This window comes from Flavobacterium anseongense (assembly GCF_021608185.1).
Lineage (GTDB): Bacteria > Bacteroidota > Bacteroidia > Flavobacteriales > Flavobacteriaceae > Flavobacterium > Flavobacterium anseongense.
Genome location: NZ_JAKIHN010000006.1, coordinates 138,011 through 152,512, shown reverse-complemented (window position 1 = coordinate 152,512; position 14,502 = coordinate 138,011). Strand labels below are relative to the sequence as shown.

The following is a 14,502-nucleotide window of genomic DNA, read 5'->3' as shown; positions in this document are numbered from 1 at the left end:
TATGAAATTTAAGTTTCTCTACTTTATTTTACTTTTATTCTTTTCCTGCCAAATTTCTCAAGCGCAGGTAAAAAACAGTGGCAACGACTCGGTTAAAGTTTATAAAAACATTGAAGATCTTTCTAAAAAAAGTAAGTTCAATAAGTTTGTTTATCGTTTGCTATTCAAATCCAAAAGAAGTTCGGCGGCAACACAAAAAAATGCCCGAAAAAGGTTTTTTATCAAAAAATCATTCGACAGAAACGAAGGTAAAATTATTCGTGATATCAGAATTGAAACATTAGATCCGTTTGGCTATGCTGTTGATAATTATAAAGATGTTCCCGAAAAAAAACTCGAGAAATTCGGAAACGCTTTGCACATGAAAACTAAAAATTGGACTATTCGAAATTTATTGCTTTTCAAAAAAAATGACCCTTTAGATTCTCTTGTAGCCAAAGAATCAGAGCGTTTAATCAGAAGGCAACGCTATGTTAGAAGCGTAATTATTAAACCTGTTGAAATACCAAACAGCAAAGATTCTGTTGATATTTCTGTGCGTGTTTTAGATTCTTGGAGTTTGATTCCAACCGGTGCTGTTTCTGGTTCAAAAGGAAATTTCGACTTAACCGAGAGAAATTTTTTTGGATTAGGTCATGAAATCGAGAATAATTTTATCAGGAGATTTGATGATCAAAAAAGAGCTTACGAAGCAAAATATACCATCAATAACATCAAAAATACTTTCATAAAAACAACCTTTGCTTATATGAATGATTTGAATGATAATATAACCCGAAGCGCTCGTATCGAAAGACAATTTTTCTCTCCGTTGACAAGGCTGGCAGGTGGTGCTTATTTTGAAAACAGGTTTTATGTCGATTCACTTCCTGATGCTACCGGGACTTTTTCAAATCAAATTTTCAAATTACAAACACAACAATATTGGCTTGGCCATTCATTTAAAATCTTTGGAGGAAGAAATGAAGATTTCAGAACTACAAATCTTGTTACGACTTTAGGGTACAAAAACATCGCTTACTACGATAAACCTACATTACAGTATGATCCATCAAAGTTTTTTGCTTCCGAAAAACTATACTTAGCAACTATTGGCCTTAATACCCGAAAATTTGCCGAAGACAAATATTTATTCAATTTTGGCATTATTGAAGATGTTCCCTTTGGTCAAGTTTATGCCATAACTGCCGGCTTACAGGATAAAAACAATAACCGAAGAGCCTATATCAGCGGAAGATTCGCTTATGGGAATTATTTCAACTTTGGTTATTTGGGAACCAATATCGAATGGGGAAGTTTTATCAACAGTGGTCGCAGCGAGGAAACTACGCTAAGAATTGAAGCCAATTATTTTACAAGCTTGCTTTCTATTGGTAGTTGGAGAATAAGACAATTTATTAAACCAACATTAGTTCTCGGAAATCATAGAGCACCAATCATAAAAGATCGTGTTACGATTTCTGAAGGAAACGGAATTTCAGGTTTTGACAATCCATTGATTAACGGAACAAAAAAAGTCTTTACTTCCTTTCAGACCCAAACTTATCTTCCTGGAAATTGGCACGGCTTCCATTTTAGTCCATTTTTTAACATGACTTTGGGCTTACTTGGCGATGAAACTAACCGATTTTTTAATGACAAAGTCTACTCTATTTTTAGTTTGGGTGTTTTGATAAATAATGATTATTTGGTTTTCAATAGTTTTCAAATTTCATTCTCTTTTTATCCTTCCATTCCTTTTCAGGGTTCTAATGTTTTTAAAACTAATACTTTTAAAAACAATGATTTATCCTTGCCTGATTTCCAAATTGGTGAACCAACAATAGTTCCTTATAATTAAGATAGCGGATGCTTTAGACCTATAATTTGTAAGCATATTATACTAAAAATACAAAAATAGTGCGTTTCGTCGATTAATTTTGTCATTTTATCAATATCTTAGTAAGTTTATTTCACCAAACCTATACCCTAATTATATGGAAACAAATTACATAACAGATGGAATGGTGAAAAAAAATTATCGCTGTTCCTTACTTGGACACCGTTTTATAGAAACTAAAAAAATAAATACCCATTTTAGTGAGTTTGAATGTAAAATTTGTAAAATGCAGGTAACAAACGATATGAGAGGTCAAAAAATCACATTGACATCAAAACTAAAAGACATCAACGAAACACTTTTCTATCTAAATTTAAAGAAACAATTTCTTTCGAAATTTTACTTTCGTAAAGACTAGTAACAAAATAAGGTTTGCATCGTCCTATTCGAAAACCTTAAAAAACTAGTCGTTGGAATCTACCATTCTTTCTATCAAAAATCTTCACAAACGTTACGGTAAAATTCACGCCGTTAATAACGTTTCTCTCGAAATACACAAAGGCAATGTCTACGGAATTCTTGGACCAAATGGTTCTGGAAAATCTACTACTTTGGGTATTGTGCTAAATGTTGTCAACAAAACCTCTGGCGAATACAGTTGGTTTGAAGGAACATTGCAAACCCATGAAGCACTAAAAAAAGTGGGGGCTATTATTGAGCGTCCTAATTTTTACCCATACATGACAGCCAAAGAAAACCTGGAATTGGTCTGTAAAATAAAAAATATCGATTATTCTAAAGTAAATGAAAAGCTTGAAATTGTTGGACTTGTCGACAGAAAAGACAGCAAATTCAAAACCTTTTCTTTGGGAATGAAACAACGATTAGCCATTGCTTCTGCCCTTTTAAATGATCCTGAAATTTTAATTTTGGATGAACCTACAAATGGTTTAGACCCACAGGGAATTCATCAAATTCGCGATATTATCCGTTTGATTGCTTCGCAAGGAACAACGATACTATTGGCCTCCCATTTACTGGATGAAGTCGAAAAAGTATGTAGTCATGTTTTGGTTTTACGCTTTGGCGAAGTGCTTTATTGCGGTTCAGTTGACGGCATGAGTAACAAAGCTGGCTTTTTTGAATTGCAGGCAGACAGCAATTCAAAACTTATAGAAATTCTAAAAAATCATCCCGAAGTTGAAAAAGTTTCAGAAGCAGAAGGAAAAGTTATTGTTCATTTTAAAACCCAATTTGAAGCTTCACTTTTGAATCGCTATTTGGCTGAGAAAGGAATTTATCTCAACCATTTAGTGTATAAAAAAATGAGCTTAGAAGAACAATTTCTTGAATTAACAAAAAACTAATATGAAAAGATTACTCGCCATAGAATTACAAAAAATCTGGAAAAATCGCGCCAGCAGAGTTTTAACAATAAGCTATTTTGTGATATTGTCGTTTATCGCACTGATAGCTTCGATTAATATTAAAATTGGAAATTTCCAATTGCATTTTGCCGAAATGGGAATTTTTAATTTTCCTTTTATCTGGCATTTCAATACTTACATTGCGGCAATTCTTAAATTCTTTTTAGCCATTGTAATAGTGTCGATGATGGCCAATGAATATAGTTACGGCACATTAAAACAAAACCTCATTGACGGAATGAGCAAAAAAGAATTTGTACTTTCCAAATTCCTGACCGTTGTTCTTTTTGCTTTTGTCTCCACAGTTTTTGTTTTTATAATGTCTTTGATTTTAGGCTTTAGCTTTTCTTCTTATACTGAGTTGGGCATTGTGTTTTCTGAAATGGACTATTTACTTGGCTACTTTGTTAAACTGGTTGGTTTTTTCTCTTTCTGTTTGTTTTTGGGAGTTTTAGTAAAACGTTCCGCTTTTGCGATAGGATTCCTTTTTGTATGGAATATTATTGAAGGCATCGCTAATGGACTTTTAACCTTCAAAATTTTTCCAAAAAGTGATACAGCGTCACAAATCACTCAATTCTTTCCATTAGAGTCTATGAGCAATTTAATTGTGGAACCGTTTACACGATTGAGTGTTATAAAAAATATTCAAACCGCTGTTGGTGAAACAAATATGAAAGATTATAGCGTCCATTTCAGTTCCATTCTAATCGTTTTGATTTGGTCAGGTTTATTTGTTTTTCTATCCTACAAAATCATCAAAAAAAGAGATTTATAGTTCAATTTTCAATCATTACCCGAGGCAAAGCCGAATTGTTTGGAGCGCAGCGGAAAAAATCAATTCTTAAAGAAAACATAAATAGACTAAGTTCTTTTTATGTTTTCTTATTTATTTGCTAATTTTAGCGAATGAAAATGAAGTCCTACTATTTGCTTTTTGTTTTACTTTTTTCGTTGAATTGTTTTTCACAATTTAGTAAAACCCATTATATCCCGGCACTTTCCTGCTCGTCAAATGTAACTCCTGATGAACAATTTTTATACATCTCAACACCAAACATAAATCCGGTCAATTTCAGGATTATAGAAATTGGAGGTAATGTAATCACAGGAACTGTTTCCAGAAATGTTCCTTATGTATATAGTGTTGGTTTTGGCAGTGGTACTCAATTGAGTGTTGACCCGAGTTTAGTAAGTTCTGTTTTAAACAATAAAGGATATATTGTTGAAGCTGATGATTTAGTTTATGTCTCTGCCAGAGTTACTGACGTAAGTGGTAATCAAGCTGGAGAATTAGTTTCAAAAGGTTTGGCTTCACTGGGACTTCGCTTCCGAATTGGAGCCTTTGAAAATAATTTAGTACCTGGTTATTCTGAAATTCATTATACTTTTGTTACTGTTTTAGCAACGGAGAATAACACAACTGTCAATTTTAGTGGCATTAGAACCGGAGTGCAATTAATTAATAGCGGAACAGGCAGCAACCCTTACAGCATCGTTTTAAACAGAGGCGAAAGTTATGTCATGGCGGTTCAAGGTCCAAATGATGCCAATAGGAATGGGTTAATTGGTTCTTTGGTATTAGCAGATAAGCCAATTGCGGTAAACTGCGGTTCTTTTGGTGGAACCAATGCCACAGGAAATCTTGATTTAGGTTTTGATCAAATAGTTCCTGCAGAACGATTGATTACTAATGATTATATTTTTATAAAAAGCACCGGAATTGACGCAGTAGAAAAAATTCTTTTGGTAGCTGATGAAGACACTCAGATAACATTAAACGGCTCTGCACCTGTTTATAATATCCTTGCCGGTGAATATTTAGCATTAACAGGAGCTGATTATTCTGCCAATGGAAACTTATATGTTAGTTCAACCCATAAAATTTTTGCCTATCAAAGTGTTGGCGATGGTAGTGCTGTAGATCAAAGAAATCAGGAACTGTTTTTTGTACCTCCATTAAGTTGTCAAACTCCAAGGGTAATTGACAATATTCCATTTATTGATTTTGTTGGTACTCGTCAGTTTACAGGAAGAGTAACTTTAGTTACAACTACCGGTGCTACTCTCAATTTTATCATTAATGGTACAAACTACACTTTGGCAGGTTTGGCCGGAATTGGAGTTAATGTAGTTGGACCATTAACCGTGACCGGAAATGCAAATTATGAAACCTATGTCCTGACTGGCTTAACTGGTAATGTTTCTGTTTATTCAACAGGTGAATTATATTTAGCTGCTTATGGCTCTGAACAAGCCGCAACCTTTGGCGGGTATTATTCTGGTTTTACTTTCAAACCCGAAATATCCTTTAACGAAGTAGATGTAACTCAATTGGGTTGTATTCCAAACTCAATTTTAAGTGTAAATTCACTAAGCCCTTTTGATGTCTTTCAATGGTATTTTAATGGAAGTCTTATTCCGGGCGCAACAAATAATACCTACCAACCTTTAAATACTCCGGCAGGTCTTGGTCCGGGATATTATTATGTTTCAGCCACAATAGCAGGTTGTACCACTCCAAAAGATTCTGATAATATTCCTGTTAGCTCTTGCCCAAATGACAGTGATAATGATGGTGTTAATGATAATGCTGATCTTGATAATGATAATGACGGAATTACAAATTGTATTGAATCATTTGGTAATCAAAATTTTGATTTGACAAATACAACCGTAGGGACAATTGCTGTAGCCGGCAGTTATAGTAATTCTTATACCGGAGCAATTAGTTTTTCGGGAACAGCAATACCTTCTACTACTCCTATTGTTGGTGATGCCGCTGGAAATTTTGTAACAGAAGCAGCTCAAGGAAAAGAAAACTCGGTGAGTTATACCGTATCAAATTTTACCTCACCTATAAGTTTAGCTATCGAATATGCAACCGTTGCCAATACTACTGATTTATTTACTGCTTCAACAGAAATCAGAATAACATGTCCGGTAAATAAAACATTGACTGTTTTAAATCCAAACAATGAACTATTGATTGATACCAATTATGATGGAATTTTTGAAAGCGGCATCACAGAATATTCTTCTTTTGAAATCCGATTCCGATTGAATAGCAGTGTTTCTTTGGCCGCAGGAACAGGGACTTTTTCTATCAGAGGAAATTTGATAAATTCGATTATCATAACCAATATCAATCTTTCTGACTCAAGCACGAGTAGAGTTGCATTGCGATTAATTGCTACTTGTATTCCAAAAGATTCCGACGCTGATGGGGTTGCAGATCAAAACGATTATGACAGTGACAATGATTCGATTGCCGATTTATACGAAGCGCAAGCTCAAAGTAGTATAGCACTCTCGAATGTTGATGTTAATGGAGACGGAATTGACGATGTTTTTGGTAGTGGAATCGTTCTGGCTGACACTGATGGTGACGGAATTCTGAATTATTTAGATTTAGATTCAGACAATGATGGAATTCACGATTTAGACGAAGCCGGATTTAGTGTTACAGATGCTGATAGTAATGGTGTAATAGATGGTGGCAATTTTGGTAGCAACGGATTATTTAATGCATTAGAAACTGCTGCTGATAGCGGAATCATTAAACCAATTTATGTTCTTGCCGACACAGATGCTGACGGAATTTATAATGCCATTGAACTAGATAGTGATAACGATTTATGTAATGACGTAATCGAAGCCGGTTATTTAGACAGCAACACTGATGGCTTATTGGGAGGAACAACGCCTCCAACAATTAATAACAACGGGGTGGTAACTAGCGGAATTGGTTACGGAAATCCAAATCCGGATTATATAACCGCTGCACCAATTGTAATTAACACACAACCGCAAAACCGTACGGCCTGCGAATTACAAAGCGTAACCTTTACTATCACTACGAATACCGTATCCACTTATCAGTGGCAGGTTTCAACCGATAGTGGAGCTACCTGGTCACTTATTTTTAACAATGCTACCTATGCTGGTGCAAGTACAAATGCATTGACAGTTTCGAATGTAACACCATCAATGGTTGGTTATCTTTATCGTGTTTTCTTAATGAAAAACGGAAATGCCTGCGGGTTATATTCTAATTCGGCTTTACTTACAACTTATCCTTTGCCAGTCATTACAACACCAATCTCTTTAAAACAGTGCGATGATGATACAGATGGCATTTCAACTTTCAATCTGACGCAAAAAAACGATGTTATTTCAGCTAACTATTTGAATGAAACCTTTACTTTTTATACAACACTTGCCGCTGCAAATACACAAAACAATACATTTTTAATTGCAAATCCAATAGCTTACACAACCGGAAGCAGCAGTGTTTATGCAAGAGTTGAAAACAGCGATGGCTGTTTTAGAGTTGCCCGAATTGATTTACTGGTTTCGGTAACGCAAATTCCGGCAAGTTATGTTGTTCCAAACCAATATTTATGTGATGATTATTTGGATGCCGTTAATGATGACAGAGACGGAATTTCGGGCCCATATAATTTCACCAGCATTACCAATAATTTACTGGCTTTTCTACCAGGTCCAAGCGCTAATTACAGTATCCAATATTATAAAACCGAAGCCGATTTCCTTGCCGAAACAGATGCTTCAGGAAATTCATTGGCAATAACCAATACAACAAATTATAGAAATATTGGTTTTCCAAATTCGCAAACGATTTGGGTTCGTGTTGAAAGCACTTTAGATAATTCGTGTTACGGATTTAAAACTTTCAATGTTGTTGTAGAAGCTTTGCCAACTGCCCATCCGGTTAATGCACTAAATATTCTTCGCCATTGTGATGACAATCAGGATGGAATTTATGGCTTTGATACATCGGCAATTCAGGCTGCTGTTTTGAATGGTCAAACAGGTGTAAATGTAAAGTATTTTAGAGCTAGCGGTGTCCAACTTTCGACTCCATTACCAAATCCATTCTACGTAAACGGTTCGGAAATTATTACTATCAGAGTAGAAAACAATAGCACGCAAACCGGAGGACAACCTTGTTTTGATGATGAAACGCTAGAGTTCATTGTGGATGATTTACCTGAGGCATTTGCAGTTTCTACGAATCTAACTTCAATTTGTGATGAAGAGCTTAATCCTGTTGACCAAAACGGATTACACGATTTTGACACTTCAACATTTCAATCTACGATTCTTGGAAGTCAAACCGGTTTAAATGTGTATTATTTTGATGAAAATAATAATCCGTTGCCGAGTCCGTTGCCAAATCCTTTTACAACTGGGACACAAAATGTAAGAGTCGTTGTTGAAAATCCTATCAATACAGCATGTACAGCGCAACTAACCTTACCATTTATTGTTTATCCAACTCCAAAAATCGATTTAGAGGAAGATATTATCATCTGTCTACCGGCAACACAAGCTTTGATTGACGCCGGAATTCTCGATGGCTCGCCAACATCTGACTATCAGTTTCAATGGTATGTCAATAATGTATCGAATGGTATTACAAGTCCAACGCTATTAGTAAGTACACCCGGAACTTATAGTGTTGATGTTACCAATATTTATGGTTGCACCAAAACCAGAGTAATTACGGTTACCGGTTCAGAAATCGCCAGCATTCAATCTATTGATGTGGTCGATTTGGCCGAGATTAACACAATAACTGTTAACGTAACCGGCTCAGGTGATTATGAATTTGCGCTTGATGATGTCAACGGACCTTATCGCGACAGCAATTTCTTTGAGAATGTACCAATGGGACTTCACGAAATTTATGTTCGGGACAAAAACGGTTGCGGTTCGGTTGGACCAGTTGCTGTAGCCGTTCTTGGCGTTCCGCATTATTTTACACCAAATGGTGATGGCTATAATGATTATTGGAATGTAAAAGGAGTTAGTGCCCAATTTAATTACCGTTCTACGATTTATATCTTTGATCGTTTTGGAAAATTATTAAAACAAATCGGTACAACCGGTTTAGGTTGGGATGGAACATTTAACGGCCACGCTATGCCTGCGGATGATTATTGGTATAATATCAAATTTGAAGACGGAAGAAGTGCCAAAGGTCATTTTACTTTAAAACGATAATACAATTATGAAAATAGCTGCTTTTTTTATATTTATTGGAATGGTTTCAAGTGCTCAGGAAATAAAAGTTAACTCAGGAAAAATTGAGCGTTTACCAAATTTCAAATCACAATATGTCGATGCCCGAAATGTAGATATTTGGTTGCCTGATGGTTATTCACCTAAAGAAAAATATGCTGTTCTTTACATGCACGACGGACAAGCGCTTTATGATGCTGACCAAACCTGGAACAAACAGGCTTGGGATGTTGATGATGCAGCCGGAAAATTAATTGCAGAAAATAAAACCCAGAAGTTTATTGTAGTTGGCATTTGGAATAACGGTATAAAACGCCATGCTGAATATTTTCCGCAGAAAGCTTTTGAACAACTTAGTGCCGAAAAACAGGAATTTGTTTCGAATGAATATTTGTCTAAAGGAAAAATTGATGTTGCCTTTCATCCTGTTTCTGATAACTATTTAAAGTTTATTGTTACCGAATTAAAGCCTTTTATAGACAAAACCTTTTCGACCAAAACGGATGTAGCGAATACTTTTATCGCCGGTTCGAGTATGGGTGGATTGATATCGATGTATGCCATTTGTGAATATCCTGAAGTTTTTAGTGGTGCTGCCTGTCTTTCGACACATTGGTCGGGAATTTACCAAATTGACAATAATCCGGTGCCGGCTTCATTTTGTGACTATTTAAAAAATCATTTGCCAAATCCGAAAAATCACAAAATTTACTTTGACTTTGGCGACCAGACTTTGGATGCTTTATATCCATCTTTACAGAAAATGGTTGATTATATCATGTATGAAAAGGGATTTACAGCAACAAACTGGATAACCAAATTCTTTCCCGGAAAGGATCATTCTGAAAATGCCTGGAAGGAACGGTTGAATATTCCGTTAGAGTTTCTATTGAAGAAATAGCCCTAGCCCGGATTGCAGTGGCATCCTTTTATACCTTTCAGGTTTTTAAAAACCTGAAAGGTATAAAAGATAGAACGGAAAGCCGGAAACAGCTTCTGAAATAAATTCAGAATAAATCCTAATAAAAAACCCTCTCATTACTGAAAGGGTTTCTTTTTATTTAGATTTTAAAACGTTTTCTGTCGTTTTCGTTCAGGTAGATTTTACGCAGACGAAGCGACTTTGGCGTAACCTCTACGTATTCATCTTTTTGGATGTATTCTAATGCTTCCTCTAAGGAGAATTTGATAGCCGGAATGATTCTCGCTTTATCGTCAGCACCTGACGAACGTACGTTTGACAGTTTTTTAGTTTTGGTAACGTTTACCGTCATATCATCGGAACGTGTGTTTTCGCCGATAACCTGACCTTCGTAGATATCTTCGTTTGGATCGACAAAGAATTTACCTCTGTCTTGTAATTTATCGATAGAATATGGGATTGCTTTTCCGTTTTCCATAGAGATTAACGAACCGTTGTTTCTTCCCGGGATATCTCCTTTGTATGGTTCATAACCAATGAATCGGTGTGCCATGATAGCTTCACCTGCTGTAGCCGTAAGCAATTGATTTCTCAATCCGATTATTCCACGTGACGGAATATTGAATTTTACAATCATACGCTCGCCTTTTCCTTCCATAGAAAGCATTTCTCCTTTACGAACCGAAACGAACTCGACTGCTCTTCCTGATAAATGCTCCGGTAAATCGATTGTTAATTCTTCGATTGGCTCACATTTAACGCCGTCAACTTCTTTGATGATTACTTGTGGCTGTCCGATTTGCAATTCGTAACCTTCTCTTCTCATGGTTTCAATTAAAACCGATAAGTGAAGAACGCCACGACCGAAAACCATAAATTTATCCGCTGAATCAGTGTCACCTACTTTCATTGCCAGGTTTTTTTCGAGCTCTTTTGTCAGTCTGTCTCTAATGTGACGCGATGTTACAAACTTTCCTTCTTTACCAAAGAATGGTGAGTCGTTAATGGTAAATAACATACTCATTGTTGGTTCGTCGATTGCGATGGTCTGCAATGCTTCAGGATTTTCGAAATCGGCAACAGTATCACCAATTTCAAATCCTTCGATTCCAACGATAGCACAAATATCTCCTGCAATTACGCTTTCTACTTTTTTACGGCCAAGACCTTCAAAAGTGTGTAATTCCTTAATTCTTGATTTTATGATTTTGCCATCTCTTTTTACCAAAGAAATTGGCATTCCTTCTTTTAATTCGCCTCTTTCCAAACGACCAATCGCGATACGACCGGTGAATGAAGAGAAGTCTAATGATGTGATTAACATTTGAGGTGTACCTTCAGAAACTTTTGGTGCCGGAACATGTTCGACAACCATATCTAATAAAGGTTCGATGTTTGTGGTTACATTTCTGAAGTCATCTGACATCCAGTTTTGTTTTGCTGAACCATACACGGTTGGGAAATCCAACTGCCATTCTTCAGCTCCTAATTCGAACATTAGATCAAAAACTTTTTCGTGCACTTCTTCCGGAGTGCAGTTTTCTTTATCTACTTTATTGATAACTACACATGGTTTCAAACCTAAGTCGATTGCTTTTTGCAACACGAAACGTGTTTGTGGCATTGGACCTTCGAAAGCATCTACTAAAAGACAAACTCCGTCAGCCATATTCAATACACGTTCTACTTCACCACCAAAATCGGCGTGACCCGGAGTATCAATAATATTAATTTTGGTTCCTTTGTAAACAACCGAAACGTTTTTAGAAGTAATGGTAATTCCTCTTTCTCGCTCTAAATCGTTGTTATCAAGAATTAAATCGCCTGTATTTTCGTTTTCACGAAATAGTTGACAGTGATACATAATTTTATCAACCAAAGTTGTTTTTCCGTGGTCAACGTGAGCAATAATAGCAATGTTTCTAATAGATTCCATCTGTGTTTTTTTGAAGGTGCAAAGGTACACTTTATTTTCAGATAAAAAACCAATAACCAATTAGTTTACTTTTTAATAAAAAAGGAAGTTGGGTTTATAAAATCCTTAATAAGTTTTCGGTTAAATTTTTAAACTTATTTGAAATTCTATATATTTGGAGTAATGAAAAATAATTCAAATAGAATCACATTAATTTATGTCCTTATATTAATGTTTATGGCGATAATTGGCCATAAGTTATTTGTCTCTTATTTTTCAGCTTCGGATAATGAATCCATATTCAGATACGATTACTTAAAAGATTTACTCTACATTGTTTTTTCCGGGTTAATTCTGAAATTCATTTTGCATCAGAATGAAATGAGGAATAAATCGGTTTTTGAGAAACTACAGCTTACCAATATTGAAATCAAAGAATCAAACGAGCGATATGACATTGTTGCCAAAGCGACCAGTGATACCATTTGGGATTGGAAAATGGAAGACGACAGTTTTATTTGGAATAAAGGAATTCAGGGAGTTTTTGGATACAAGAAAGAGGATGTAGGTAAAACATCGAAATGGTGGTTTGACCGGATTCATCCCGAAGACAGTTTAAAAATGTCGGTTAAACTGTATTCATTTCTGGAACAAAAAACGGAGAAATGGCAGGATGAATACCGATTTCAATGTGCTGACGGTAGTTATAAATATGTTTTTGATAGAGGTTTTTTGGTTAAAGATGCCAGTGGAAAACCTATCAGAATGATTGGAGCCATTCAGGATGTAACTAAACAAAAAGAAGAAGAACAACGACTTCGACTCCTGGAAACGGTAATTACTCAAACCAAAGATGCCGTTATGATTACGGATATTGACACTTCAAAAAATGCTATTCCGAATATTATATTTGTCAACTCTGCTTTTACTGATATGACAGGTTATCCTGCCGAAGAAGTTATTGGAAAATCGCCTGAGATGTTCTTTGGAAAAAAATCGGATATTTTAGAATTTGACAAACTCAAAACAGCCATTCAGGAATATAAAGAATGTTTTGTTGAAACGATTAGTTACAAAAAGACTGGTGAAGAGTTTTGGATTAACTTTTCGATGATTCCTGTAACTGATAAAGAAGGAGAACATTCGCACTGGATTTCAATTCAAAGAGATGTAACCGAAGAGAAAGAAAAGGAAAAAGAAAGAGAACAGCTTATTAGAGAATTGACACAAAATAATAAGGACTTAAAACAGTTCTCCTATATTACTTCGCATAATTTGAGAGCGCCATTATCCAATTTAACCGGATTGCTGAACCTTATTGAAGACATTACTATTGAAGATCCTGAACTAAAAGAAATAATCAACGGATTTTCAAAATCAACGCATTTGCTAAATGAAACGATAAACGATTTAGTTAAGGTAATCATAATCAAAGACAATCCTTCGATACAAAAAGAAAAAGTATTGATTAAAGATGTTTTCGAAAATGTTTTTAATCAGTTGAGTTTTCTTATTAGTGTCAACAAACCAATTCTAAAAATTGATTTAGAAGACGTCACTATTTTAGATATAAACAAGTCGTATTTAGAAAGTATTTTTCTAAATTTACTAACGAATGCAATAAAGTACCGTGACCCGAATAGACAATTACGAGTTACTATTGCAACAAAAGTCGTTGACGACAACTTAATCATAACATTCAAAGACAACGGAATTGGTATAGATTTAGAAAAGAATATGGATAAGATTTTTGGATTATACCAACGATTCCACAATTACCCTGACAGTAAAGGATTAGGGTTATATTTAGTTAAATCACAAGTTGAAAGTATGGGCGGAACTATTTCAGTCGCGAGTACTGTCGGAAAAGGAACTACTTTTACAATTGTTTTTAAGTATAATTAAGTAATTTATGTTAGATAAAATACTCTGTGTAGATGATGACCCGATTACGCTCATGCTTTGTAAAAAAGTGGTTGAGAGGGTTGAATTTGCCAAAGAAATAATTACGGCTGAAAATGGTGTAGAAGCAATTGAATACTTCGATACTTTATTTGAAGAAAGCAAAGTCAACGATGCAATTGTATACCCTAAGTTGGTGCTTTTAGATTTAAACATGCCCGTAATGGATGGATGGGAATTTTTGGAAACGTATATGCGTAAAGATTATGATAACATATTTACTTCAACCCGATTCATTGTTCTTTCTTCCTCTATTGACCCTTATGACATAAATAGATCTAAGACTTATCCTGTTATAGGTTTTTTATCAAAACCAATAACCAAAGAGATGTTAGAAAATTTAAAAACTCAATTTCCATAAATAAAAAAAGCACCCAAAATTGAGTGCTTTTTTTTATTCTGGTAGTTT

Annotated in this window: 9 protein-coding genes; 8 read left to right on the top strand and 1 reads right to left on the bottom strand. The window is 35.2% G+C overall.

The window, feature by feature from the left end; translation table 11 throughout:
• Position 1: 1 nt before the first annotated feature.
• The 6 genes from L1S35_RS10055 to L1S35_RS10030 all read left to right on the top strand — a co-directional run bounded on the left by L1S35_RS10055 (position 2) and on the right by L1S35_RS10030 (position 10,195).
• Positions 2–1,840, top strand: a complete 1,839-nt coding sequence (locus L1S35_RS10055) for a hypothetical protein (protein WP_236400252.1) — start codon at positions 2–4, stop codon at positions 1,838–1,840.
• 136 nt (positions 1,841–1,976) lie between these two features.
• Entirely contained in the window at positions 1,977–2,237 is a 261-nt protein-coding gene (locus tag L1S35_RS10050) for a DUF1660 family phage protein (RefSeq protein WP_236400251.1), read from the top strand.
• A 52-nt stretch (positions 2,238–2,289) separates the two neighbouring features.
• Entirely contained in the window at positions 2,290–3,186 is an 897-nt protein-coding gene (locus L1S35_RS10045) for an ABC transporter ATP-binding protein (protein WP_236400248.1), read from the top strand.
• Between the two features lies 1 nt (position 3,187).
• Positions 3,188–4,024, top strand: coding sequence for an ABC transporter permease (locus L1S35_RS10040; protein WP_236400246.1), 837 nt, complete (start codon positions 3,188–3,190; stop codon positions 4,022–4,024).
• A 131-nt stretch (positions 4,025–4,155) separates the two neighbouring features.
• A complete protein-coding gene (locus L1S35_RS10035) occupies positions 4,156–9,276 on the top strand; it encodes an FIDD domain-containing protein (protein ID WP_236400244.1) in 5,121 nt (1,706 codons plus the stop codon).
• A gap of 7 nt (positions 9,277–9,283) precedes the next feature.
• Positions 9,284–10,195, top strand: a complete 912-nt coding sequence (locus L1S35_RS10030; protein WP_236400242.1) for an alpha/beta hydrolase — start codon at positions 9,284–9,286, stop codon at positions 10,193–10,195.
• Between the two features lie 160 nt (positions 10,196–10,355).
• Here the strand turns inward: L1S35_RS10030 and typA are convergent, their stop codons facing one another.
• Positions 10,356–12,152, bottom strand: a complete 1,797-nt coding sequence (gene typA, locus L1S35_RS10025; protein WP_236400239.1) for a translational GTPase TypA — start codon at positions 12,150–12,152, stop codon at positions 10,356–10,358.
• Between the two features lie 162 nt (positions 12,153–12,314).
• Between typA and L1S35_RS10020 the strand changes: the two genes are divergently transcribed.
• Positions 12,315–14,036, top strand: coding sequence for a PAS domain-containing sensor histidine kinase (locus L1S35_RS10020; protein WP_236400237.1), 1,722 nt, complete (start codon positions 12,315–12,317; stop codon positions 14,034–14,036).
• Positions 14,037–14,043: 7 nt separating this feature from the next.
• On the top strand, positions 14,044–14,454 hold the full coding sequence (locus L1S35_RS10015) for a response regulator (RefSeq protein ID WP_236400235.1): 411 nt from the start codon (positions 14,044–14,046) through the stop codon (positions 14,452–14,454).
• Positions 14,455–14,502: the final 48 nt, after the last annotated feature.